21 protein-coding genes are annotated in these 24,909 nt (G+C 29.6%); 6 read left to right on the top strand and 15 right to left on the bottom strand.

Annotated features, from left to right (window positions below):
• Positions 1 to 223 precede the first annotated feature (223 nt).
• Positions 224 to 664 carry a hypothetical protein gene (locus VJY32_RS12175; RefSeq protein ID WP_353678192.1) on the top strand — a complete coding sequence of 147 codons (441 nt, stop codon included), beginning with the start codon at positions 224 to 226 and terminating at the stop codon, positions 662 to 664.
• A 71-nt stretch (positions 665 to 735) separates the two neighbouring features.
• Complete coding sequence (locus VJY32_RS12170) at positions 736 to 2,022, top strand: MptA/MptB family glycosyltransferase (RefSeq protein ID WP_353678191.1); 1,287 nt, start codon at positions 736 to 738, stop codon at positions 2,020 to 2,022.
• A gap of 8 nt (positions 2,023 to 2,030) precedes the next feature.
• Here VJY32_RS12170 and VJY32_RS12165 read toward each other — a convergent pair whose 3' ends face one another.
• The 6 genes from VJY32_RS12165 to VJY32_RS12140 all read right to left on the bottom strand — a co-directional run bounded on the left by VJY32_RS12165 (position 2,031) and on the right by VJY32_RS12140 (position 9,820).
• A complete protein-coding gene (locus tag VJY32_RS12165; protein WP_353678190.1) occupies positions 2,031 to 3,413 on the bottom strand; it encodes an MBL fold metallo-hydrolase in 1,383 nt (460 codons plus the stop codon).
• 8 nt (positions 3,414 to 3,421) lie between these two features.
• The gene (locus tag VJY32_RS12160; protein ID WP_353678189.1) at positions 3,422 to 4,396 is read right to left on the bottom strand and encodes an RHS repeat domain-containing protein; all 975 of its coding nucleotides are present in this window, start codon (positions 4,394 to 4,396) and stop codon (positions 3,422 to 3,424) included.
• Positions 4,397 to 4,435: 39 nt separating this feature from the next.
• A complete protein-coding gene (locus VJY32_RS12155) occupies positions 4,436 to 4,873 on the bottom strand; it encodes a hemerythrin domain-containing protein (RefSeq protein ID WP_353678188.1) in 438 nt (145 codons plus the stop codon).
• Positions 4,860 to 5,774 carry a YihY/virulence factor BrkB family protein gene (locus tag VJY32_RS12150; RefSeq protein ID WP_353678187.1) on the bottom strand — a complete coding sequence of 305 codons (915 nt, stop codon included), beginning with the start codon at positions 5,772 to 5,774 and terminating at the stop codon, positions 4,860 to 4,862. Before VJY32_RS12150 ends, VJY32_RS12155 begins: the two co-directional genes overlap by 14 nt.
• Positions 5,767 to 7,995: a phosphoribosylformylglycinamidine synthase subunit PurL gene (gene purL, locus VJY32_RS12145; RefSeq protein WP_353678186.1), complete on the bottom strand. Its 2,229-nt coding sequence runs from the start codon at positions 7,993 to 7,995 to the stop codon at positions 5,767 to 5,769. The genes VJY32_RS12150 and purL overlap by 8 nt, the downstream gene beginning before the upstream one ends.
• A 232-nt stretch (positions 7,996 to 8,227) precedes the next feature.
• Entirely contained in the window at positions 8,228 to 9,820 is a 1,593-nt protein-coding gene (locus VJY32_RS12140; RefSeq protein ID WP_353678185.1) for a M28 family metallopeptidase, read from the bottom strand.
• A gap of 128 nt (positions 9,821 to 9,948) precedes the next feature.
• Here VJY32_RS12140 and VJY32_RS12135 point away from each other — a divergent pair, with 128 nt between their 5' ends.
• Positions 9,949 to 10,344, top strand: coding sequence for a PEGA domain-containing protein (locus VJY32_RS12135; RefSeq protein WP_353678184.1), 396 nt, complete (start codon positions 9,949 to 9,951; stop codon positions 10,342 to 10,344).
• Between the two features lie 4 nt (positions 10,345 to 10,348).
• Here the strand turns inward: VJY32_RS12135 and VJY32_RS12130 are convergent, their stop codons facing one another.
• Positions 10,349 to 11,257, bottom strand: a complete 909-nt coding sequence (locus VJY32_RS12130; protein WP_353678183.1) for a carbohydrate kinase family protein — start codon at positions 11,255 to 11,257, stop codon at positions 10,349 to 10,351.
• Positions 11,258 to 11,609: 352 nt separating this feature from the next.
• Between VJY32_RS12130 and VJY32_RS12125 the strand changes: the two genes are divergently transcribed.
• Positions 11,610 to 12,191: an inorganic diphosphatase gene (locus tag VJY32_RS12125; protein WP_353678182.1), complete on the top strand. Its 582-nt coding sequence runs from the start codon at positions 11,610 to 11,612 to the stop codon at positions 12,189 to 12,191.
• A gap of 212 nt (positions 12,192 to 12,403) precedes the next feature.
• On the opposite strand, the gene VJY32_RS12120 is transcribed toward VJY32_RS12125, so the two are convergent.
• Complete coding sequence (locus tag VJY32_RS12120; RefSeq protein WP_353678181.1) at positions 12,404 to 13,810, bottom strand: APC family permease; 1,407 nt, start codon at positions 13,808 to 13,810, stop codon at positions 12,404 to 12,406.
• 200 nt (positions 13,811 to 14,010) lie between these two features.
• On the opposite strand from VJY32_RS12120, the gene VJY32_RS12115 reads away from it, so the two are divergent.
• Together VJY32_RS12115 and VJY32_RS12110 are read left to right on the top strand one after the other, a co-directional pair.
• Positions 14,011 to 16,254: an inorganic phosphate transporter gene (locus VJY32_RS12115; RefSeq protein WP_353678180.1), complete on the top strand. Its 2,244-nt coding sequence runs from the start codon at positions 14,011 to 14,013 to the stop codon at positions 16,252 to 16,254.
• Positions 16,255 to 16,285: 31 nt separating this feature from the next.
• Positions 16,286 to 17,788, top strand: coding sequence for a dicarboxylate/amino acid:cation symporter (locus VJY32_RS12110; RefSeq protein ID WP_353678179.1), 1,503 nt, complete (start codon positions 16,286 to 16,288; stop codon positions 17,786 to 17,788).
• On the opposite strand, the gene VJY32_RS12105 is transcribed toward VJY32_RS12110, so the two are convergent.
• Genes VJY32_RS12105 through VJY32_RS12075 form a run of 7 tightly spaced genes read right to left on the bottom strand, consistent with a single transcriptional unit; the run spans position 17,785 to position 24,899 of the window.
• The gene (locus tag VJY32_RS12105) at positions 17,785 to 18,657 is read right to left on the bottom strand and encodes a DUF3108 domain-containing protein (protein ID WP_353678178.1); all 873 of its coding nucleotides are present in this window, start codon (positions 18,655 to 18,657) and stop codon (positions 17,785 to 17,787) included. The genes VJY32_RS12110 and VJY32_RS12105 overlap by 4 nt on opposite strands.
• A 7-nt stretch (positions 18,658 to 18,664) precedes the next feature.
• Entirely contained in the window at positions 18,665 to 19,684 is a 1,020-nt protein-coding gene (locus VJY32_RS12100) for a glycosyltransferase family 9 protein (RefSeq protein WP_353678177.1), read from the bottom strand.
• Complete coding sequence (locus VJY32_RS12095) at positions 19,681 to 20,286, bottom strand: DNA-3-methyladenine glycosylase (protein ID WP_353678176.1); 606 nt, start codon at positions 20,284 to 20,286, stop codon at positions 19,681 to 19,683. Before VJY32_RS12095 ends, VJY32_RS12100 begins: the two co-directional genes overlap by 4 nt.
• 50 nt (positions 20,287 to 20,336) lie before the next feature.
• Positions 20,337 to 21,110, bottom strand: a complete 774-nt coding sequence (locus VJY32_RS12090) for a TdeIII family type II restriction endonuclease (protein WP_353678175.1) — start codon at positions 21,108 to 21,110, stop codon at positions 20,337 to 20,339.
• Positions 21,110 to 22,714 carry a DNA methyltransferase gene (locus tag VJY32_RS12085; protein WP_353678174.1) on the bottom strand — a complete coding sequence of 535 codons (1,605 nt, stop codon included), beginning with the start codon at positions 22,712 to 22,714 and terminating at the stop codon, positions 21,110 to 21,112. The genes VJY32_RS12090 and VJY32_RS12085 overlap by 1 nt, the downstream gene beginning before the upstream one ends.
• Before the next feature lie 58 nt (positions 22,715 to 22,772).
• Positions 22,773 to 23,429 carry a tetratricopeptide repeat protein gene (locus VJY32_RS12080; protein WP_353678173.1) on the bottom strand — a complete coding sequence of 219 codons (657 nt, stop codon included), beginning with the start codon at positions 23,427 to 23,429 and terminating at the stop codon, positions 22,773 to 22,775.
• Positions 23,430 to 24,899, bottom strand: a complete 1,470-nt coding sequence (locus tag VJY32_RS12075) for a cellulose synthase family protein (protein WP_353678172.1) — start codon at positions 24,897 to 24,899, stop codon at positions 23,430 to 23,432.
• Between the last annotated feature and the right edge of the window lie 10 nt (positions 24,900 to 24,909).

Raw genomic sequence — 24,909 nt, 5'->3', positions numbered from 1 at the left:
GACCACATTATAGAAAAAATCTACTTTTTAATGTCCTATATCGGATTTTAGATATTATGTCCTTTCAAAGAAGAAAATCAATTTTTTTGTGTTTGGTGTTTAATCTATTCTGATTTATATTTGCAATGCATTAATAATTATGGTTCTAAAAATATTTCTCACTACTTACAATCCTGCCGGTTTTTATCTGGCAGGATTTTTTATTAACAAAATTTATTAGGTTATGAAGAAACTTTTATTCTTGTTGTTGCTGAACTATTCATTTTTATCAGGACAGACAAAAATTACCTTCATAGATTACCAATCTGAAAGAGATTCTTTACAAAAGCTGAATTCAAAATTTTCGATTGAAATAAAATCTCTTCAAAAACAAATTGACAGCCTGAAAAGTTATTCTAATATACTTGACGAAAAAATTAATTCCATAAATAAAGAAATCGAAGAGCTTTATATCAAAAAGTTTGGCAGTGAAAATGGAACGAGGGTTTATAATAAACAGATATGGAAAGGGATGACCGAGAAAATGCTGCTTGCAGGTTGGGGCAAGCCTGATAAAATTGATAGAAATGTTCAAAAGTGGGGCACATATACTCAGTGGTACTATGGAAAAATAACTTTCTTTTTTAAAGATGGTAAACTAATTGATTTTGAAGAAAGCAAGTAAATTTTAACCCCGCCTTGTTCAAATATTTTATTACAGTTATTTTAATGATCAAATGATTTTCAAAATACAAGATGAAGAAATATAATTTTATATTTATTGATTTGTTGATTTTATTCTCAGTTCTGATATTATCAATTCATTTTTTTAATCAAACACCAATTCGAATATTTACAATTTCTTATATCTTATCTTCGGCTGTTTTTATTTTAATTTCATTTTTTGTTTTGAAATACAATTTGAATAAAAATATCATTATAATTTCTGTTCTTATTGGAATTATTATAAGAATAAGTTTTATTAACACGATGCCTATTGGTTCTGATGATATTTACAGATATATGTGGGATGGAAAAGTTCAAAGCAATGGGATTAATCCATATAAATTTTCTCCTGCTGATTCTAACCTTATTTTTCTTCACTCTGACATATTACCTGCAAAAGTAAATTTTCCAGAACTCAAAACAATTTATTTCCCTTTAAGTCAATGGTTGTTTTTTCTGGGATATCAATTGAGCGGTGAAAATATCTGGGGCTATAAACTTATTTTGATGATATTTGAACTGTTAACAATAATTATTCTTCATTTGATATTAAGAAAATTAAATATGCCTTCCAATTATTTGCTGCTTTATGTATTATGTCCTCTTCCAATTTTTCAATTTGCACTCGATTCTCATCTTGATGGATATGGTTTGTTATTAATTACAATGTCAATTTTATTTTATTTGATGAGAAGATTAGCAATTTCTATGATATTTCTTGGGTTATCTCTTTCGATAAAACCAATAGGAATTTTATTTATTCCTGTTTTTTTCTTAGAAGAACATAAAATTTCTGATAAATTAAAAATACTATTTTTGCCGTTTGTTACTTTTTTTATTCAATTCATTCCCTATATTTTTTCGTCAAATCCATTTGAAGCATTGTTTGTCTATGCAAAGCACTGGTCGTTTAATGGAGGTATATTCACTCTTTTGAACAGTTTTATTAAGCATAATCAAATAACTCGAATTGTTTGTGGAATTGTATTATTGATAGTTTTAATTCCTCTTTATTTGAGCAAATATGATTTATTAAAGAAAATTTATTATTCAGTTCTTATGCTGTTAATATTTTCTCCTGTAGTTCATCCATGGTATATTGGGTGGCTTACTGTTTTAATGCCTGTGGTTCCAGCATACAGTGGAATTATGTATTCTTCATTAAGCAGTCTTACATCTTTTACAGTTTTGAGTTACCAATTAAATAGTGTATGGAAAGAATATCCTTTAGTTTTATTGCTTGAATATATTCCAGTAATTTTACTTATGCTTTTTGAATTAAATATTATTAAGAAATTTTATATAGCAAGAAATTGAAATTTACTTCACAAAATAATTTCTTTATTGTTTTCTGCAGAATAAACACTTACATCTTTGAACTTTTTCAAAATATTAGAACCAATCCAGCCTTTTGATTCAGATTCACCATGAACAAGAATTACTTTTTTAGCATTTGAGTGTTCTACAATTTTTAGCAATTCTTCTCTTTTTGAATGAGATGGAAAATAAAATTTTTCAATTTCACAGTTTACAAATTTGGGTGAACTAAATTCATTCAGCTGCACAAATTCACCCTTAGAAGAATTAATTATTTTATAACCTGGAGAATCCGGGTCCATATAGCCCACGCCAAATATTCCAAAGTTTTTTTGGTTTAACCAGAAGTCAATGAGTTTATATGAAGTTGTTCCTTCCAGCATCATTCCACTTGATGCTAAAACTATTCCAGGATGTTTGATGAATTCTATATAATCTTCTATTTCGAATAAGTTTAATTGAGGAATTTCTTTTAGTTCCAGATTAGAATTTTTTCTTCTTACTGTGTAACGATTATTGTCATAAATTCTGGAAATTTCTCTGCTGATTCCTCCTGTGTAAATGTTAGTTTCAATTAAACTTTTTCTTTTCATTAATTCATAAACAAGTGCAAGCATCTCCTGAGTTTTACCCAATGCAAAAACTGGAATTAAAATCGAACCATCTTTCTGAAGAATTTGATTTGCCGCTTTAACAAAACGTTTTGTTTCAGTTTCCCATGTGCCAAGTTTTTTTGAATCTGTAGAGCCATATGTAGTTTCGAGTATTAAAGTATCAATGTTTCTGATTTTTTCTAAATCGGCTCCAATCATTATAGTTTGTCCGCTTAAATTAATATCTCCTGTGTAGAGAATTCGTTTATCATAATATTCAATTAAAATGGAAGCCGAGCCAAGAATGTGTCCTGCATCGATGAAAGTTATTTTTATTGGTTCAGAAGAATTTTGTCTTAATCCTTTTAATAAAATTGTTTCATTGTATTCTAATTCAATCATACTTTGGACCAGATAATCAATTTCTTCATGAGTGTAAATTCTAAAATCATTGATGTCTGATTCAGATTGAGTTAAATTATCTTCTAAGATAATATTTGCAGCATTATGAAGAGTAATAGAAGAGATTTCTTTTGTTTGTACTACAGTATAAATTATAACATGGGGGAATTGTTGAATTAAAAATGGTAGCGAACCAATATGGTCTTGATGAGCATGTGAAATAAAAACAAAATCAACCGGCAATTCATATAGTAGATTAAAATTAGGAAGAGCTTCAATTCCTTTTTTGCGGGGATGCATTCCACAGTCAAGTAAAATTCCTGTGCCATCAATGTTTAAATAAAAGCAGGAAGCTCCAACATCTTCTGCACCACCAAGAGCAATAAATTTAATCATCGGGAAACCTAATTATAAAATTCATATTCATATCTGGCAATAAATGCAGGACGCTCATCATTCGTATATCTTATCTCTTCTTTTTGTAATCCATTATTGTAGTAAGAGAATGTTATTCTAAATTGACGGGAACCATCTGATAAATACAATTTATCTTCAATTAGATTACCATTACTATCATACTTCATTTCTCGTGTTGTCTGGTTATCTTTTATTTCAATTAAATTTCCTCTGGAATCATATTTATAATTTATTACGTTGTTCCCTTGAATTCCTTTTTGAATCTCTTTAATAAGGTATCCATCAGAATCATATTCAAATGTTATTTCTGAAATTTGATTGCTTTCACCGTCTTTAATAACTGATCTGATTAAAAATTCTCCATCATATTCATTTTGCTGTTCAGAAGCAATGGTTCCTTTCTTAGTATAACTAATTGTTTTGATGAGTTTATTTGTTTCATTGTAATAAAATTCTGTTCTTAATTCTCCTGAACTTCTGTCATCGAGAAATTTTCGTAAAACCTCATGATTACTTTCATTATACCGGGACTCTCTTCTTCCTTTTAAATTACCATAACCATCATAAGTGTCCATGTATAACAAATTTCCATTTTCATCGTATTTGAATTCATAGCTCAAGTCAATATCACCTGTACTTTTATATCTAATGTGTTTTGTTCTATATCCTTTTTCGTCGAAAAATAGTTCTTCAACTAAAACCATGTTTTTAGGATAAGCATTATTCCTTCCAAAAAAACCAGCATATCTTCGTCGTACTTTTACTTTTAATTCCTTTGCTTTTTTAAGCTCTTTTGTATTTTGGTCGATTATTTCTTTTTTGTTTTTTGATGGTGTAACTGTATTACTTTTTACTGTTTGATTTTTGTTTTGAGTGTTCCCACATTGAACAATAATTGTAAGTGATATTAATGGAATAAAAATGAAAAATAAAAACAAAAAAATTTTTGTCAGCTTTTTCATATTAAAAAACCTTTTTTAATTTGGAATTTTGGTTGTAAGCTAAGATAGTTTTTCTTCAAGAGCATTCAAAGTTTTATCATCAATTACAGTTTGAATTCTATCAAAAAGTTCACGTTCTTCCATTCTTATATGTTTTTCGAGTGTGTAACCTAATTTATCAAGATAATTTTCATAATTTTCTTCTGATTTTATTTTATCAATAAGAAGCTTAATTTCAACATGTTCATTAATCATTTGTTCAAATAATTTATCTAAAAATGTATCTTTCCCCTGAAGTAATTTCATTAAAATGTTTTCTTCGTCATTAAAATGTTTGATTAGATAATTTTGAAAAAAGTTAATGGTGTAATCTTTCTTGTCAACTAAATTCGAAGGCATACCTTTATAATGAGGAGCACCTTTTTTAATAATTTGTGCAAGTATCAATCCATCGTGATGTTCTCTGGATAATCGAATTAAAGCTTTATGTCTTTTCATTTTCTTTTCTCATTAATCTTTCTCTGTATAATTGACCTATTTCTGCTCCAGCTATAAAAATGCATGATGAGTAAAACAACCATAGAAGAATTACTATAATTAAAATGAAAGCACCATAAAAAGGATTTTTCCCTAAGAAATTTTGAATGTAATACCCAAAAAATTTTCTGGCAACTTCCCATAAAACTGTAGTAGAAAGAGCACTGACTGCAGCCACTCGTTTAGGAAGTTTTTCATAAGGGATAAGATAGTAAAGCATAAAAAACAAAATAAGCAAAATTAGTAACGAACCAATCCACACAATTGTATTCCACATCTCACTTAATCTTACAAATGTTAGAAATGGCGAATTACCTGCAATTTCGAGAAATAGATTTAATGCTGGAAATATTAATGTTGAAAGTGAAATCAAAATAACAAGAAGCAAAACCATTCCAATATCTCTAAGCAATCCAATCAAAAAGTTCTTTTCAATTTTTGTATGAAAAATTTGGTTCAATAAAGTTCGCATGCTGCTAAAAACCCATGTAGAAGTTAGAAGTAATCCGAAAGCACCTATGTAGCCCGCAATATTTTTGTATTCAATAGCTTCTGGCAGACGGTTACTAATAATTTTTTTTGCAAAATTAGAATAATCAGGATAAGGTACAATTGTATCAATAATTTGATTTATCATATTTTGCAATGTTTGAGCATCAAAAATATTTCCCAGTAATGAAAAGATAAAAAGTATTAGAGGAATCAGACTCAATATTAATGAATAAGCTATTCCAGCTCCAGTCAAAAAAATATTATGTTCATCAATTTTATTAAATAAACCAGTTACATAATAACCAATTGTATGAAAGATTTCCTTTATCTTAATTTTTAGAAAAAATTTTTTTGCGGTCATTTTAAACATGAATGCTCATTTTATTTGGTATAGAATCGAAATAAAGATGAGATAAAAGTTGTAATGAAAAATCATATTGATCATTAACAATGAATCTTTGGGGAATAGTTTCTCCGATGAGCATATAAGGCGTAAAACTCTTAGAAGCAACTTTTTCAAAATTGCTTCTGTTTTCGGGACTGACAGTTACAATAACTCTCGATTGACTTTCGGAGAAGAATGAAAAATCTTCTCTGGTTTTTATGTGAATGTTTACTTTTGCGCCTATCATATTTTCAGGATTAAGAATGCAGCATTCAGCAAGAGCAGTAATTAATCCTCCTTCAGAAACATCATGAGCAGAATTAATCAACTTTTGATTAATTAATTGAAGCAATAGTGTATGTAAATCTTTTTCTGCCTGCAAATCAATTTTTGGAATTTTTCCTTTAACCAAACCATGAATTGTTTTTAAATATTCACTTCCTCCTATTTCTTCATAATCTTCTCCGAGGACATAAATTAAATCACCTTGATTTTTAAATTCTGCTGTTGTTACATTTTCTAATTTTTCTATCAATCCAACCATTCCTATAACAGGAGTTGGGTAAACTGCAGTATCTGGACTTTCATTGTAAAAGCTTACATTGCCACCTGTGACTGGAGTGTTAAAAAATCTGCATGCTTCTCCCATTCCTTCAATTGCTTGTTTAAATGTCCAGTACATTTCAGGCTTATAAGGATTTCCAAAATTCAAGCAATTTGTAATTGCAAGCGGAATGGCACCGGAACAGACAACATTTCTTGCAGCTTCTGCAACTGCTATTTTAGTTCCTTCTTTTGGATTTAGATAAACATATCTTCCATTGCAATCTGTTGAAGCAGCTATAGCTTTATTTGTTCCTTTAATCAAAATTACAGCAGCATCTGAACCAGGGCCAACAATAGTATTTGTTCTTACCATTGAATCATACTGTTCATATACCCATCTTTTTGAGGCTATATTTGGTGACGAAAAAATTTGTTCGAAAATTTCTGCAATGCTATCAGGTTCGGGCAGTTCATTACAATTAAAATTTTCTGCTTCTTTTATATATTCGGGTTCTTTTGTTTCGCGTATGTATACTGGAGCTCCTCCTCCAAGCACAAGTTCATAAGGTGGTATTTCAGCTTTCTTTTCACCATGATGATAAATCTTTAATAATTGTTCTTCCGTCACTTCGCCAATTATTTCGCAGTTTAAATCCCACTTTTCAAAAATTTCTTTTACTTTATTTTCATATCCTTTCTTTGCAACTACAAGCATTCTTTCCTGACTTTCCGATAGCATAATTTCATAAGCATTCATATCAGCTTCTCTTAATGGAACTTTATCCAGGTTTATAATCATTCCAGATTTTCCTTTTGCACTCATTTCAGAAGTCGAGCATGAAATTCCAGCAGCACCCATATCTTGAATTCCAACAACGAGATTTTGTTTTATAATTTCAAGTGTTGCTTCAAGAAGAAGTTTTTCGGTGAAAGGGTCACCAACTTGAACAGACGGACGTTTGGATTCGGATTTTTCAGAAATTTCTTCAGAGGCAAAAGTTGCCCCATGAATTCCATCTCTCCCTGTTGAAGAGCCTACAATCATTACTGGATTTCCTGCACCTTTAGCTACAGCAGAAACAATTCTATTAGTATCTACAACACCAATAGCCATTGCGTTCACAAGAGGATTATTTTTATAAGAATCATCAAAATAAACTTCTCCGCCAACTGTTGGAACTCCAAAGCAATTCCCATAATCGGCAATTCCTTTTACAACACCTTCAAATAAATATCTTGTTCTTGCATCTTCGAGTGGACCAAAACGAAGAGAATTTAAGCATGCAATTGGCCGGGCTCCCATTGTAAAAATGTCTCTTAATATCCCACCTACACCGGTTGCAGCTCCTTGATATGGTTCAACTGCAGATGGATGATTATGGCTTTCAATCTTAAATGCAATTGCAAGTCCATCACCAATATCCACAAGTCCAGCATTTTCTTCACCTGCACCTACGAGTAATCTTCCACCAGAACGAGGAAGTGTTTTTAATAATGCTATGGAATTTTTGTAGCTGCAATGTTCACTCCACATTACACTGAATATTCCAAGCTCGGTAAATGTTGGAACTCGTCCTAATCGTTCACAAATCCAATTATATTCTTCTTCTGTTAAGCCATGGTCAAGGGCTAATTGTAGATTTACTTCAGGTTCTCTCATTTTTTATCAAATATTTTTCATTTGTTGAATCTAATATAATATATTTCAAGTTTTTAATCTTGATATGGTTTTATGATTAATAATAAAGTTTTTGAATCAAAAATTTTTTATTGTAATTAGAAATGATGTTATGATAAGCTTTAAAGCATATTAATAATGAACATTACAAGTCATATAAAATTTGCTTTTTGTTGATAAGAAAAATTTTATTAGCTGACTAAAAATTTTCAAATTACTTAATCAGTTTAGGAAAATTATTTTCGTTGCTAAGTTTATATCCAATATCAAACAGCATTTGAACTTCTTCAACCATTCCGCTTAAATCCCAATCATGGTTAAATTCATCTGTTACTTTGTGGTAATTATTTTTATTCCATTCTCTAGCAGCTTTTTGTATATCTTTTTTACCATCAATAGATTCTATTCCATGTCGAATGTAAATTGCTGGTATACCTGCTTTTACAAAATTATAATGGTCAGATCTAAAAAATCCGCCGCTTTCCGGATTGGGGTCTGGTCGAACAATTTTTCCTAATTTCTCTGCTTCTTCTTTTATGTATTTATCAAGTTCAGACATTCCATAACCAAGCACAGCAATATCTTTAGTTCTGCCAAAGATATTTAACCCATCAAGATTTATTGCTGCTATAATTTTATTCAAAGGAATGATGGGATTTTTAACATAATATTCTGAACCCAGTAATCCCTGTTCTTCTGCGGTGAGAGAAAGAATTGCAATGGAACGTTTAGGTTTTTCTTTTAATTTGGAGAAAGCCTCAGCAATTTGAAGAATTCCAGCAACGCCCGAAGCATTATCTCTTGCTCCATTAAAAATACTATCACCTTTCAATGAAGAATCATAACCAAGATGGTCCCAGTGTGCCATATAGAATACAAATTCATCTGCTCTTTCTTTTCCCGGCAAAATTCCAAGTACATTTCGAGTTTTTATGTGTTCAATTTTATTTTTAATTGTCAATGAAGTAGTAAGGCCAAGTGGTTTTGCTTTGAATCCTCTAACAGAAGCTTTTTTTAATTCTTCATCCAAATCTAATTTTGCAAGATTAAAAATTTCTTTTGCTTTATCATAAGTAATCCAGCCTTCAAACTTGCAGCGCGAAAAATTTTTATCTTTTTCTTCTATAAAATACTGTGGCCCTACTCTACCATTCTTTACAACTTCCCAGGGATAACTTGCAGCTTTTGTTTCATGAATTACAAAAACTCCGGCTGCGCCCTGTCTTGCTGCTTCTTCGTATTTATAAGTCCATCTTCCATAATAAGTCATAGCTTTTCCCTTAAATAAAGAAGAATCATTTGTGGCAAAACCAGGATCATTAACCATTACTAAAATTATTTTGTTTTTTACATCTATTCCTTCAAAATCATTCCAGTTGTATTCAGGTGCATTAATTCCATAACCTGCAAAAATTATTTCACAAGGTTTAATTTGAATCTCTTCTGTAACTCTTCTTGTAACTGCAACAAAATCATCACCATAATTAAGCTTTACTTTTCCATTTTTCCCTTTAACAATAATTTCTGAATTTACCAAAGGTGTCAATTCAACAAGATTAATTTCTTGGAGGTAACTTTTGCCATCTGCTGGTTCTAATCCTATTCTTTTATATTGTTCAATTAAATAATTAATTGTTTTTTCTTCTCCCTCGTGACCGAGAGACCTGCCTAAAAATTCGTCGGAGGATAATTTTTTAATATGTGCTGATAAATTTTTTTCATTTATAAAATTTCTTGCATCTTCAAAATTGTTTGATGAACAGGATACTATTAACAAAAAGGTTAAGAAGGCATAATAAATTTTCATTTTATTTTTCATCCATTTTTTTTTGATAATTTAATATATAAGAACCCAATAAGATTTCAAACTATTTTTAATGAATATTAATTATTACTGGATTATTTTCGATAATAAAAACAAAAAGAGGTTTTATAATGAGAGCTAAAATTTATTTTCTTGCATTTATATCAATTCTATTTTTAGAATCTTGTGCAACTGTGATAAATACAACCACACAAAATGTTGAAATAAAAACAAATCCACCAAATGCAAAAATTACAATTGATGGGAAAAAATTTGGCACAACACCTCAATCTGTAAATCTTGAACGAGGTTCGAACCATGTTATTAAACTTGAACTTGATGGATATGACACTTATGAAACCCAGATTACAAGAAAAATTTCAATCTGGTTCTGGGGAAATGCTTTTAATGGTTTTTTACCTGGAATGATAGTAGACATGTTTACTGGCTCTATGTATAATTTGTTGCCGGAATCAATAAATGTAGAACTTCAGCAAGCAAAAGCAGAACCTGCAAAAAAGAAATAAAGAGTTAATAATTATTCCCGAATATTTTTCTATATTTTTCATATAAAGAATCATCTTCCGGGACAGCACCTTCTATCATACAAATTTCGGTAGCAAATTCATTTGCTAATTTATTTATAGTATACAAGTCCAATTGAAATAAATAACCAATACAAAGAATGGCAGCAAAAGCATCGCCAGCACCAACTGTATCAACTACTTTATCTGTTTTAGTTTTATAGTGCGAAAAACTTTTTTTATCATAAAGTATTGCTCCTTTATTTCCAAGAGTTATACTTAATAAATCAATGTTAAATTCATTGCATAAATTTTCTATTGTTAATTCATCACTCATTTCCATATGCAGGATTTTTTTAATCTTGTTAAATTCTTCATAATTTATTTTGATTACATTACTTACTTTTAATGCTTCTTTAATCATTTCGTCAGAGAAAAAATTATGTCGCAAATTCAAGTCGCAAAAATATTTTATGTTTTTTCCGAATAATGATTGAATCGTCTTTCTCGAAATTTTACTTCGTTGTGATAAAGTTCCAAAGTATAAAATATCAGTATTGTTTTCAACAATGTTAATTATTTCATTATTTATAGTTAGAAAATCATAACAGCATTCAGATGAAATTGTAAAATGTGGAATTTTATTTTCATCTAATTCAACTTTAACTGTTCCAGTTGGATGATAATTATCTACAGAAATTAATTTTGTATCAAATCCAATTGAATTTAGATAGCTTAATATTTCTTTTCCATTTTCATCATTGCCCACACTCGATATAAAATTGGCTTTGCCTAAAATTTTCCAGACATGATAAATAAAATTAAATGGTGCCCCTCCCAATCTTTTTCTATTGGGATAGATATCATAAAGAATTTCACCAATTGCAGTAATATTACAGATTTTTGATTTGTCCATTTTACTAATTCTAATTTTTTATTTGATAAATTTAATAGTAATTCCAACAAACTTATTATTGAAAATTTCTTTTATGGCTTTATGTAAATGTATTTTTAAAAATTTATTCTAACTGACTTTCATTGATTTTAAAATTCGAAAAATTACTTTTTGGAAATACCCGCTTACTTTTTCATCATTAATTTTATTTTACAGATGAAATCTTTACCATATGAAACGAGGGTATAAAATTCGTTTTTACGATTCAATATAAAACAATAAATTCTTATAATAATCTGAAAAAAAATACCTCTCGGCATTTTAATTTTATTGATTATATTGCATCAATAAAAAGAACATATCTAATAAAGACATGAAAAAACAAAAAAATAAAATTAATCAATCATCCATTCCCACTGCTTTTAACCCTTGGCATCATGTTGAGTACGGAAGTGATGCACCGGAAATTGTAAATGCAATCATTGAAATACCACAAGGTTCAAAAGGCAAGTATGAGCTTGATAAAAAAAGTGGATTGCTCAAATTAGACAGAGTTCTTTTTTCGGCTGTTTATTATCCAGCTAATTATGGATTTATTCCTCAAACACTAAGTGACGATGGAGACCCTCTAGATATTTTAGTTCTCTCATCAATAGAAGTTGACCCTCTTTGTATTATTGAAGCAAAAGTTATTGGTTTAATGAGAATGGTTGACGACGATGAAAAAGACGATAAAATTATTTCAGTAGCTAAAAATGATATTTCATTAAATTACATAAACGAGTTAAAACATCTCCCTCCTCATACTACTATTCAGCTGAAAAGATTTTTTGAAGATTATAAAAAATTAGAACATAAACATGTTATTGTTGAAAAATTTTTCGGAAAGAAAGAAGCTTACAAGATTGTCAGTGATTCTATTAATCGATATAAAAAAGAATTTGGCATTAAATAAGAAAGCAATACCTTTTGCTCTTTAATAAATTCAATTGTTCCATTTTTTCTATTTTATTGGGTAGAAATTTATTTCTCGCAAAGACGCCAAGTTTATTTTCAGCTTAGCAAGAACTGTTTTTCATTTATTCTTTTAATTACTACGTTCAGAAAGACATACGAAGGAAAGACAATTTAAAAGCTTATATTTCATTAAGTGAAATAATTAATTAACTAACTAACATCTTTCTTTCTATATTTCCAGAAAAAATAAAATGGCAGCCCGCTTGATATAAGAATTAATCCCATCATTGCATCCTGAGTATCGGAAAAGATTGAGTTAATCAGAAATAAAAATGCTGCACAAACAAAAATTAAAGGAGTATAAGGGTAGCCCCAAATTCTGTAAGGTCTCTTTTCGTTTGGCATTTTTTTTCTGAGAATAATTATTCCAAATGCGCCAAGCATGTAAAAAAGCCAAGATGCAAACATTACATAATCAGTAATTGTATCGAAAGTTCCTGAAAGCACAAGAACACAGGACCAGATTCCCTGAACTATTAGAGCAACGTGTGGCGTTCCGAAGTTTGGATGTACTTTACCAAGACTTTTGAAAAATAAGTTAGCTCTTGCCATTGCAAATGGAACTCTTGCTGTTGCAAGTATACTTCCATTTAAGGCACCGAAAGTAGAAATAATAACAATTAGAGAAATTATTGAACCACCTTTAGTACCGAAAACTTTTTCGGCTGCAGAAGCGGCTACTAATGGAGATTTTGCCATTTCATTTATTGGTAAAGCATAAAGGTAAGCTAAATTTATTAATACATAAACAAAAATGACTATCAATACACCGAACAATAAACCAAGCGGAACATTTCTTTGTGCATTTTTTACTTCTCCAGAAACAAAAGTTATATTGTTCCATGCATCGTAGGCCCAAAATGCACCTGCAAATGCTAATCCAATTACACTAAAAAGATTTTTTGCTGTTGAAGGAGGTATATTAAAATTTGTGTAAATATTTGATGTGCTTCCATTTCCAAACAAAAAAAGAATTAATGCAAAGACAATGATTACGGCAATTTTAATGTAAGTCAAAATAGTCTGTACTGTGCCGCCAAATATTACACCAATATAGTTTATGGAAGTCAAAATAATTATAGAAAAAATTGCTACCGTTTTAACTCCAAAATCTACAAATGGATAAATCTTTCCGACAAGTGGAAAATAAAATGAAAAGTTTTGCCAGACATCTGGGAGTTGATATAATTTTATAAAATAGCCAATATATTCTGCAAAGACATAAGCTATAGCTGCTTGACTTCCAGTTTGAATTACGGATAATATTGACCACCCGTAAATATAAGCTGTAAAATCACCATACATTTTTCTAAAATAAACATATTGCCCGCCTGTAGCCTCAATCATTCCAGATATTTCGGCATTTACAAATGCCCCAATAAGTGTAATTAAACCTGCAGCAATCCATATTAAAATTAAGAGTTCGGGGGAGCCTAATTGTTCTGCCATAGTTGATGGTTTTCTAAAAATTCCAGAACCTATCATCGAACCAGTAACTATCATAATAGAAGCAGTTAGACTTAAACCTCGAACTAATTCGGTTTTTCTATTCTTCATAATTTGGATTAACCCTTTAGAATGAATAAAATTTTATCGAATTAGTATTTTATTAAGTTGCTAAGAAAATAAAATTAGGATAGAATTCCAACAGGAAATATTTTTTGTTTATCCATGAGTTTTATTAGATTGTCATTTGAAATTTTTCCATTCATTTTCTTTTTAAAGTTTGTATGAGAATTAATTTATAGGACTAATCTGTGGAAACATATCTAATTGTTCTTATAGTTCTTATAATTTTAGCATTGACTGATTTAGTTGTTGGAGTAGCAAACGACGCCGTAAACTTTTTGAATTCAGCAATTGGTTCAAAAGTTGCTCCACGCCATATTGTTTTAATAGTTGCATCACTTGGTGTTCTTATAGGAACTCTTTTTTCAAGTGGAATGATGGAAATTGCAAGGAAAGGCATTTTTAATCCTGAAATGTTCAATTTTAGCGAAGTCATGGCAATCTTTGTAGCGGTAATGATAACAGATGTACTTTTACTTGATTTTTATAACACTTTTGGAATTCCTACATCTACTACTGTATCTTTAATTTCTTCTCTCTTAGGTGGAAGTGTTGCAATATCATTTATTAAAATTTATCAAGCTAATAAAAACTGGGATTTAATAGGAAGTTATATTAATATAACTCGCGTCTCGGCTATCTTCTCGGCAATTTTGTTTTCTGTTATAATTTCTTTTTTAGTTGGTTCAATAATTCAATTTATATCAAGATTAATTTTCACATTCAATTATGAAAAGCGTTTTAGAAGATATGGTGCAATATGGAGTGCATTAGCTTTTACTTCAATTACTTATTTTATTTTTATAAAAGGCGCGAAGGGTTCCTCATTTTTAAATGATGAAATTATAAATTGGATTACAAATAATTCTTCGATATTGCTTGGGGTGAGTGTAATCTTTTGGACTGTAGTATTTCAATTATTACTCTGGTTTACAAAAATAGATATTCTTAAACCAATTGTTTTAGTAGGAACTTTTTCATTGGCACTGGCTTTTGCAGCAAACGATTTGGTAAATTTTATAGGTGTGCCGCTCGCAGGTTTAAGTGCATATCAAATAGCAGCAAATAGTCTAAATCCGTTTGAAATTAATATGGCAGCCTTAAGAGAATCCGTTAAAGCAAATTCTTTTTTATTAATGCTTGCAGGCTTTGTAATGATAGGCACATTATGGTTTAATAAAAAAGCTCGAACAGTAACAAAAACAGAAATTAATTTAGGCAGACAATTCGAAGGCTACGAAAAATTTGAATCTTCTGCCCTGGCAAGAAGTATTGTAAGAATTGGGCTAAATATTGGCAACTCAATTAAAAAAATGTTTCCGAACAAAATCTGGAAAAAAGTAAATAAAAGATTTGATATTACTAAAGCCGAATACTTGAAGTATAATAAAAAAGATCGCCCCGCATTTGATTATATAAGAGCAACTGTTAATCTTATGGTTGCAAGTAGTTTAATTTCACTTGCAACGGCCTATAAGCTACCTCTTTCAACTACATATGTTACATTTATGGTAGCAATGGCTACTTCGTTTGCTGATAGGTCATGGGGAAGGGATAGTGCTGTTTATAGAGTAAATGGAGTTCTGACAGTAATATCTGGCTGGATTTTTACCGCTTTTATAGCAATAACAATAAGTGCAACTATTTCTTTTATTATCTATCATGGAGGAATTTGGGCAATAATTTTTCTGCTAATCTTTGTAATGTTTATTATAATTCGATCAAATCTTTTGCATAAGAAAAAAGAAAAGAAGATTGCAAAAATCGAAGCATCATTAATCGAAGCTGAAAAATCTTTTGTAGATGGGTCATTTAAAAAAGAAATTGAAGAATATCTTTATAATATAGAAAATATATATTCGGCTATTTATTCAGGTTTATGCAATGAAAAAAGAGGTAAACTGAAAAAGGTTCTTAAAGAAACAAAAGAATTAGAAATTCAAAGCATGACTATTATTAATAAAATGTTGTATAGCTTTCAATCTTTTGATGGTGATAGCTTTTTGAATGAAGAATTAAATTCTGGGAAAGCAGTTATTGCAATTGGTGATATTTCTTCGCTGCTTAAGGACATAGCAAAAACTGCTTTTGATCACATTGACAACAACCATTCTACTCTAACTGATGAACAAAAAGAAGATTTTAAACAGCTAAGAAATTTAGTATCCTCCCAAATTACGCTGATGGTAAATGCTAATAAGAATACATCGGCTGATTATGAAGATTTATCGGAAAAGATTAATGAATTTAAAAAGACACTCAAAAAACTTGATAGAAATCAAGTACAGTATATAAAGAAAGGCTCAGCAAAAATACGAACAAATCTTCTTTTCTTAAGTATATTATTCAAAACAGAAAGTATAATTAATAACCTGAATGAAATTTATTTTTTCTTTAATACATTAAATTATCACAAACTTTCTAATAAGTAATTATAATTTAATACTCAATACAGATATTTTAATGAAGCTAAGATTACCTAAACTTCACAATCAAATTGTAATTGGATTAATATTTGGTGCAATCTTTGGTTCACTTTTCAAAGTTCATACTAACCGACTGGAAATTAAATTACTTGAAAATAATAGCGAAAAATTTTTTGTTGTTGAGAACTGGGAAAAATTTGTTTTTATTGTTGAAAATGATTCTGTTTCATTTAATTCAAATCAACAATTAGAAATTATTTCTTACTTCAATAAAATTAAAGAGAAAAAACCTTCGATAGTTATTCATAATTTTTATAATGATAATAATTTCATTTACAAAAAATATTTAGAAAGCATAATTTCAATTAACAAAGAAAAGACAATAGCTCAATCAATCAAATGGATTGGCGAAATATTTATTAAGCTTTTGAACATGATTGCAGTTCCACTGGTTTTAGCATCTTTAATAGTTGGTGCTGCTAGTCTGGGGGATATAAAAAAATTTGCACGCATCGGAGCCAAGACTTTACTTCTATATGTTACTACATCTGCTATCGCCATTACTCTTGGGTTAATTGTTGCCAATGTTATTCGTCCTGGCGAAATTATGAATATTCAGACAAAAGAAAGATTATCGTCGATTTATGATACAGACATAAAATCAAAAATTCAGACAGAGCTTGATTTCAGTATTTCAAAAATGCTTGTTGATATTGTTCCGCGCAATCCTTTCTATGCAATTGTAAATTCAGAAATGCTTCAGATTGTATTTTTTGCAGTGATGTTTGGAATGGTTTTAACAATTATTAAAAAAGAAAAAGCAGAACCTGTAATTAATTTTTTTGATGGATTAAGCGAAGTGATGATAAAGTTTGTAGATGTAGTAATGATTTTAGCTCCAATAGGAGTATTTGCACTTATTGCAGCAACAGTTTCTGAATTTGGTTTTGATATTCTTCAAACTCTTATCTGGTATTCATTAACAGTTTTGATTGGTCTATTAATTCATGGATTTGGAGTTTATTCACTTATATTGAAATCTTTTTCTAAAATAAATCTAAAAGAATTTTTCAAAAGCATGAAACGTGTTCAAATAGTTGCATTTACTACAAGCTCAAGTGCTGCAACATTACCGGTAAATATTGAGGTATGTCAGAATAACCTGCGAATATCAAAAAGTATAACAAGTTTTGTACTTCCATTGGGAGCGACAATTAACATGGATGGAACAGCTTTGTATCAGGGAGTTGCTTCCGTTTTTATTGCTCAGGTTTTTGGAATGGATTTGAATATTATTCAACAATTAACAATTGTACTTACAGCTATACTTGCTTCAATTGGAACAGCGCCTGTGCCCGGGGTAGGAATTATTATGTTAATTGTAATTTTGAAATCAGTAGGAATTCCTGAAGAAGGTATTGCATTAATTATGGGAGTAGACAGAATTCTGGATATGTGCAGGACTGTTATCAATGTTACAGGGGATGCGGTTGTGACTTCTGTGGTAGCTTCCTCAGAAAATGAAATTAATATATATTAATTTCTTTTTGATTTTAATACACCGGCAAGACCTTCATAGGCAATTAATTCTGCATCAATAGAACCAATTAATACTTTTGTTTTTACCTTAACAGGTATTTTCAATTCATCATCAGTTAGCCAGATAATAATTGAACCTTCGCTTTTAAATAATCCGCCTTCTTTAACTACTGGCTCGAGGATAATACAATTAAATGTTCCAGCTGTTACACTTACTGATTCTTTTCCACGATAAATAACCTCAAGGGGATAAACTTTATCTTTATAGAAATTTTCGAGGTAAATTTTATCATTTATCTTCATTTTTGAATAGTCAAATGTGCGTGCAAGATAAAAAGCTGAAACAATATCATTTACATATTTTGGTATATCATAGGAACCTTCTGTAGTAATTGCTCTTCCTTTTCTCTGGTCAAAAAAAGCTGAAAAATCTCTCGAATATTTTCCTTCACGAATATGCTGTTCAAACCGCCATGGAAAAATTCCTTCAATGTCAATAAAAGTTTCGTAGCGGTCTCTTACTTTGTAAAATAAATCGAATGCAGGAACAGAACTAACTTTGAAAACAACATTAAAAACATCTCTGCCAGCTATTTTGGTAATTTTAGGAATCGAAAACTCTGCGATACCTGCGGTGATAAATCCATATTTAACATCGAATATTAATTTTTCTCCTTGCTTGAAAGCTTTGTTCTCAATTTTTCTGAAATTATCCTTTTGAGAAAATGATGTTGTAGCAGAAATCATAAGAACAAGTAAAATAATTTTATGAGTTAAAGAAAATTTATTTTGAAAAATTTTGATGTAAATAGATTCTGAAAAAAAGTTTTTGAAATGTTCAGTGTATTTTTTTGTTAGATAAAAATTCATGATAATCCTATTGTTTACCGTATAAAATTTTTTTTACTGCTTCGTATACATCTTCAACATCAATTGTATCCATGCAATTAATTTCTTTCTGAAAGTTAATACAACTTATCTTTGGCTTAAAAATTACTTTTTTGTTTGTGTAAGGTCCCCATCTCTCTTCAGAACAAGTAACAATATCTGGATAAAATCCAATCACAAATTTTCCAAGAGCAGCCGCAATATGAATTGGTCCAGTAGAATTTGCAATTAATAATTTGCATTTATCAATTAAGGCAATTAATTCTGATAAATTTAATTCTCCAGCAAAGTTTTTTGTTTTCTCGCTTACAACAAGTGTTTGACATAGTTCCTTTTCATTACTGCTGCCTGTGATTAGAATCTCAACATCAAGTTCATCTGAAATTTTTTTTGCAAGTTCCTTCATTTTGATAATAGGAAAATCAACAGAACTACCACCACTACCAGGATGAAGTATTAATATACTTTTGTTGGTTGAAATATTTCTTAACTCGAGAAGTTCATTTACTTTTTCAATACTTTCTGCTGAAGGAGTAAGTCCAAATTGAACATTGCCGGGACTTACTTTTTCGTCAATGCCAATTTTTCTTAATAGATGAACATTATATTCAAGTTCATGGTATTTTGCATCTTTGCGATGTTCAAAAATTTTTTTGTTAAATAAAAAAGAATACCATCGATAACCAGTTCCAATTCGAATTTTAATCCCGGACAAAAAAAGTATTAATGCTATTCTAAATGTTGGATAAGCAATTATACAAACATCAAACTTTTTTTTGAGTAGTTTTATATTTTCAAAAATTAACGCCTTTCCATTTTTTTCTTTCAAAATTATAATTTCATCAATATAAGAATTGTTTTTTGCAAGAGCACTTGTATAATTTCGTAGTAAAAAACTTACTTTTGATTCTGGAAAATATTTTTTAATTATTGAGCAGAGTGGGAGAGTTAGAACAACGTCACCAATTCTGTCTGTGCGGGCAATTAGAATATTTTTAGGTTTATTCATTTTTTAGATACAAAGGGATTATCTTTAATAAAATACCGCCATGGCAAATCTACTGATTTTTTAATTCCTATTCTTCTTGATGTTTCAATTTGGTTTCTTTCAATATCAGGTTGATATAAGATAAATATTTCATTATCTGTTAAAAGAACCCCATTTTCTTTTCGTGTTATATTAAATGCCTGACAAATTTTTGCTGGACCATTTGTTAAGTTAATTTTTTCTTTTTCAGAAATATTTTTTTTGCCAAATCTATTTAACGCCATAAATTCTATTCCTTTAATTGGCTCCATTGCACGAAGAAGAACAGCAGTTCCTTCATCAACTTTTCCAGTTACAACATTCGAACAGAAATGCATACCATAGGTGAAGTAAACATAAAGTTTTCCACCACCTTGAAACATAATCTCATTGCGTTTAGTTTTTCCATTAAAAGAATGTGCTGCTTCGTCAATTCTACCGTCGTAAGCTTCAACTTCAACAATTTTCCCGATTAAAAAATTATCTTTTATTTTACGAACAAATAATTTACCCAATAATTCTTTAGCAACAGTATGAACATCTCTTGTATAAAATTCGATGGGTAACTTTGCGTGATTAATCATATTGCTTAAGTGATTTAATGAAACTGTACACCATAAGAGTAGTGAAAAATTTATCTAAATTTTGAAAAGTATTTGTCTATTTCCTCTCTCAATTCAATACCTTCCCTTTCAAAACAATTTAATAATTCATTATATGACCCGGGACCTCCTAAAAAGTCCCAGAATTCTTCAGCTACTTTAAGTTCATTTTCGAGGTCAATCATTCCTTTTAATGTCCAGCGTTCATATGGTTTTGGTTCATAAGGATTATAAGGTATAGCAATATAAGAGTGAATTTTCGTATTCGGGTTTTTTGCTAAATATATTGCAATCCATTCTAATAATGTTCTTTTAAAATCTTTGAAATTACTGATGTTTGGTTTTGATGTCTTAATAACAAAAAAATGAATTTCACCGTCATTACTTTCAAGATATAAATCTACTTTTACGGTTTTTAATTTATTAAACTTACCTGATAAACAAACATTTCTTATCCTTTCAATTTCATCTTTTTTATCTGGATTTTTCCCAGTGGATAACTCGTTGATAATTTTTTGTATCTCGACTTGAGCTTTTTCACTTATTTTATTACCAACATAAAATTGTTTTTGTGAATAAGAAAACCTTGACTTTGCAAGTATTTCGGCTACTGGTTCAAATATTGAAGTGCCAAATGTAGTATTTAATGAATGAATAAAGGAATATAAAGCCATTCTATCTTGTCCCAGTAATCTAAAATGAAATGGCATACTGATAGTTTCTGGTTTGTATACTGAAAATTTTTTTCTAAGACTTTCTTTTATAACATTTTCTATTTTTTCTTGAAGTTCATTATCCCAGGACATTATAATTCCTTTAAATGAAAGATTGATTCAATAAAGACAGTATCTCTATCTTTTTCTACTCTATTTAAAACTGGTCTTTTGAATTCATTAACTATTTTCATTCCAGATAATTTTGCAATTTCTGGATAAAGATTGAACTTGTCATTAGCTACTAAAAAAACATCATAATTATTTTGTAAATAATTCTTACAATTAATTAATACCTGTGATATACCTTTTATATATGATTCTCTTGCCTCTTTTCCCTGTCCTTTGAATAGCGGACCAATTTCTAACTCATCTTTTCTTTCGTAGCTAAAAAGTTCATAAGCATAAGCATGTTGTTCATGATAGTCTATGAGCCCAACATATGGAGGACTTGTAAAAATACCTCTAATTTTTTGATTCTTTAGTATTTCAAATAATTGCGGGCTATATTTTTTAATTTCTTCAAAAATATTTATTTCTCTACTATCTCCGGTTAAACATATTTGATATGTATCAGTTCTAACTCTATTAAAAAGTTCAAGGCGATTAATTGTGTCAATAGTATAATGTTCCCACCATTTTAGAATTGAAAATAACGGTTTACATATTTTGCTGTGTTTTTTGCAGTAATATGGAGCTAATACAGGTTCTTTCAATGTAGCAAGATCAGCATGGGTAGTTGCTCTGCAAGATCTTACTGTTCTGCTTAAGATTATGTTTAATACTTTTTTGATTTCATTATTGTTTACTTTTGATATCTCTTCTGATAAATAATTGATTTGTTTTCTGACAGGTTCTACAAACCATTTATCTAAGAAAGTCATATTATTATCTTGTTTTACTTTGATACTATATCTGCTAATTAAATCGTAATAAATTTTTAAAAAATCTTTTTCTTTGATTAAAGAATATTCTTTTTCATTAATAATCCCTTTTTTAATATTTCTTTTGTAATCAGGTGTTTGGAAATATTTTGAGTTATAATTTGATAATTGAGTTGTCAACTCTTCATCAAATTTCAAAATATTTTGAATTGATTCCATATTTTTAATTTTTAATGTAAGATCATCCGTTATTCTTTTTATTTCTTGAAGATTGTGTTTTTCGACTTTAACATTACTTATTGTTGAATTGAAAAAAGAAATGTCTATGCCAATAGCATGAACACCTAACTCGTTTGCTTGAACTAAAGTAGTTCCGCTTCCGCAAAATGGGTCTAGTACAATATCGCCTTTATTAAAATAAATTTCTTTTTTAAACTCATCCGTATGTGAATCCAGAAAATATTCTACTAATTGGGGTATAAATTTCCCTTTGTAAGGATGTAATCTATGAACATGTTTTGTTCTTTCAGCCTCACTGTATTCTTCAAAGGATAAATGCCAATTAATTTTTGTACCTAAAATATTTTCCCATTTTTCTTTTTTATTTTTTGAATCATAATAGTTTTTCAAATCATTAATATCAATTAATGGATTACCGTTATTACCATATTTTTTAATTCTTCCATATTGTAAAAGATAAGAAATGTTCGATGGAGTTATTTTTCGGTTCAAATATTCTGATGCCCAAATGCTGGCTTCTTTAATACTTAGAAAAGTATTTTCGTCGTTATTAAATAAATCTCTCTGGCTCATACTAATAAACTTATTGATTCTACAAACATTAACTTGGGATTATTTTTCATTAACATTCTTATGCTAATCCTGTATCAATTATTTCACTTATCTCTTTTATTTTCGTCTTGTAATATTCAGATTTTTCTGGATAAAGCTTCATAAGTTCTTTATAAATTAAAATTGCCTCTTTAAAATTTTTTTGTGATTCATAAATCCTTGCTAAGGTTTCAGACACAATTTTTTTACCTGTATATTCTGGCACTTCTAATTCTGTTTGCAAATTGTCATCAGGCACATAGCTTATTCTTGCTTTACTTAGCTGCTCGGCTAAAATATCAAGTTGTTCTTCGATTGAATTGTCAATATCAACTTTGCTTTCATGCCATATTGCTTTTTTCTTTACTTCTTTCAATGAATTTCTTTCTTCTACTATTTTTTTAATTTTTGTTGAATAAAACTCTTTTGTCTCATCTGAATTTATAAATGAATTACCACGATTTACTAATTCCAATGCTTCTGTTTCGTTTCCATTGTAAGCTTTTGCAATTGCTAAAATAAAATATGCAGAAGGATATCGAGGAAATTTATCAAGTCCTTTTTCTATAATTTTTACAGCGTCGGCAATATTTCCCTCTTCGATAATTGAAGCTGCTACTCTTGCAAACAGAGGTGAATCGGGATTAAATTCATAAATTAATTTTATCTTATCAATTGAGAAATTTTTTTGATTCACTCAATTTAACTGTTGTTTTTTTATAAATGCTTGTCTAAGTGATAATATTGAAACACTTGCAAAACCAATAAAGAACATTAATTGGAAAGGAAGAGCAGCAATTTCCATAAAATAAATTGAAGCAATAACACCAATAAGGCAGTAAACAGCAAGTAATAATTCTACATAAGTGGATGCCTGAATTTTTATGTTTTTGAGATATTTATTTTTTAGAACAGTATCTTTTTTACTTTCTACTTTGAATTTTGGTGTTCTTACGAATTCACTTTTTCGGTTTAATAATCCTTCAATCACAGCACGCGTATTATTCAATGCAAAACCCATGCTGCCTGCCATGAATAATGGGAAGAGTGCAATTCTTTTTCTCCAATCTGGATGCACATCTTTTTGGGCAAACATATAGAATAAAAACGAACCAATAAATGCTATAACAAAAACAGCCATTATGTTAAAGAAATTCCAATAAGGTCCGGCATTTTTTATAAAGATTAATGGAACATTCAAAATTCCTGCAAGAAGAATAAATGGAAATACAATATTATTTGTTAAATGAAATGTAGAATGAATTTTTAGTTTGAGTGGTAAATTTGATTTCCAGACAAGCGGCAGAATTTTTTTTGCAGTTTCAATTGCTCCTTTTGTCCATCTGAACTGCTGTGCTTTTAACGCATTCATTTCTGCTGGAAGTTCTGCGGGAGTAGTAAAGTCGCGCAAGAAAACAAATTTCCAGCCTTTTAATTGAGCGCGGTAACTTAAATCTAAATCTTCGGTCAATGTATCGCCTTCCCAATTGCCAGCATCTTCAATACAATCTTTGCGCCATACACCACCGGTTCCATTAAAGTTTATAAAGAAGCCAGCTTTATTTCTTACGGTTTGCTCAATTACAAAATGACCATCAAGAGCTAATGCTTGAATTTTTGTTAGAAGTGAATAATCTTCATTTAAATGTTCCCAGCGTGTTTGAACCATTCCAACTTTATCATCATAAAAATATCGAAGTGTATTTTTCAAGAAATCTCTTTTAGGAATAAAATCAGCATCGAAAATTGCAATATATTTTCCTTTTGCAGTTTTAAGGCCTTCCTTCAATGCTCCAGCCTTAAAACCTTCTCGACTTGAACGACGTATATGTTTGATATCAAAACCTTCAGCTTGTTTTTCTTTTACTAATCTTGCAACAACATCAACAGTTTCATCAGTTGAATCATCCAGCACTTGTATTTCCAGTTTATCTTTTGGATAATCAATTTGACAAACAGCATTTATTAATCTTTCTACTACATATACTTCATTATATAACGGTAACTGAATTGTTACCATTTCTTCTGGTATTTCTTCTTTAGCTTGATGACTTTTTCTTCTATACTTCTGATGGTAATAAATCATAATAAATCCATGACTTCCAAAGAAAAGCAATACAGTTAAAGAAAAGATGTATACAAATAATACTATTTCATCAATTGCCATAGTAATTACC

This window comes from Rosettibacter primus, assembly GCF_036860675.1.
In the GTDB taxonomy this organism is placed as follows: Bacteria; Bacteroidota; Ignavibacteria; order Ignavibacteriales; family Melioribacteraceae; genus Rosettibacter; species Rosettibacter primus.
The sequence above is the reverse complement of the archived record's forward strand: the minus strand, read 5'-3'. Positions and strand labels throughout refer to the sequence as shown.

Bases quoted from the DNA above. Each gene is read 5' to 3' on its own strand.
- VJY32_RS12175 (WP_353678192.1), top strand. From the start codon at position 224: ATGAAGAAACTTTTATTCTTGTTGTTGCTGAACTATTCATTTTTATCA.
- VJY32_RS12170 (WP_353678191.1), top strand. From the start codon at position 736: ATGAAGAAATATAATTTTATATTTATTGATTTGTTGATTTTATTCTCA.
- VJY32_RS12165 (WP_353678190.1), bottom strand. From the start codon at position 3,413: ATGATTAAATTTATTGCTCTTGGTGGTGCAGAAGATGTTGGAGCTTCC.
- VJY32_RS12160 (WP_353678189.1), bottom strand. From the start codon at position 4,396: ATGAAAAAGCTGACAAAAATTTTTTTGTTTTTATTTTTCATTTTTATT.
- VJY32_RS12155 (WP_353678188.1), bottom strand. From the start codon at position 4,873: ATGAAAAGACATAAAGCTTTAATTCGATTATCCAGAGAACATCACGAT.
- VJY32_RS12150 (WP_353678187.1), bottom strand. From the start codon at position 5,774: ATGTTTAAAATGACCGCAAAAAAATTTTTTCTAAAAATTAAGATAAAG.
- purL (WP_353678186.1), bottom strand. From the start codon at position 7,995: ATGAGAGAACCTGAAGTAAATCTACAATTAGCCCTTGACCATGGCTTA.
- VJY32_RS12140 (WP_353678185.1), bottom strand. From the start codon at position 9,820: ATGAAAATTTATTATGCCTTCTTAACCTTTTTGTTAATAGTATCCTGT.
- VJY32_RS12135 (WP_353678184.1), top strand. From the start codon at position 9,949: ATGAGAGCTAAAATTTATTTTCTTGCATTTATATCAATTCTATTTTTA.
- VJY32_RS12130 (WP_353678183.1), bottom strand. From the start codon at position 11,257: ATGGACAAATCAAAAATCTGTAATATTACTGCAATTGGTGAAATTCTT.
- VJY32_RS12125 (WP_353678182.1), top strand. From the start codon at position 11,610: ATGAAAAAACAAAAAAATAAAATTAATCAATCATCCATTCCCACTGCT.
- VJY32_RS12120 (WP_353678181.1), bottom strand. From the start codon at position 13,810: ATGAAGAATAGAAAAACCGAATTAGTTCGAGGTTTAAGTCTAACTGCT.
- VJY32_RS12110 (WP_353678179.1), top strand. From the start codon at position 16,286: ATGAAGCTAAGATTACCTAAACTTCACAATCAAATTGTAATTGGATTA.
- VJY32_RS12105 (WP_353678178.1), bottom strand. From the start codon at position 18,657: ATGAATTTTTATCTAACAAAAAAATACACTGAACATTTCAAAAACTTT.
- VJY32_RS12100 (WP_353678177.1), bottom strand. From the start codon at position 19,684: ATGAATAAACCTAAAAATATTCTAATTGCCCGCACAGACAGAATTGGT.
- VJY32_RS12095 (WP_353678176.1), bottom strand. From the start codon at position 20,286: ATGATTAATCACGCAAAGTTACCCATCGAATTTTATACAAGAGATGTT.
- VJY32_RS12090 (WP_353678175.1), bottom strand. From the start codon at position 21,110: ATGTCCTGGGATAATGAACTTCAAGAAAAAATAGAAAATGTTATAAAA.
- VJY32_RS12085 (WP_353678174.1), bottom strand. From the start codon at position 22,714: ATGAGCCAGAGAGATTTATTTAATAACGACGAAAATACTTTTCTAAGT.
- VJY32_RS12075 (WP_353678172.1), bottom strand. From the start codon at position 24,899: ATGGCAATTGATGAAATAGTATTATTTGTATACATCTTTTCTTTAACT.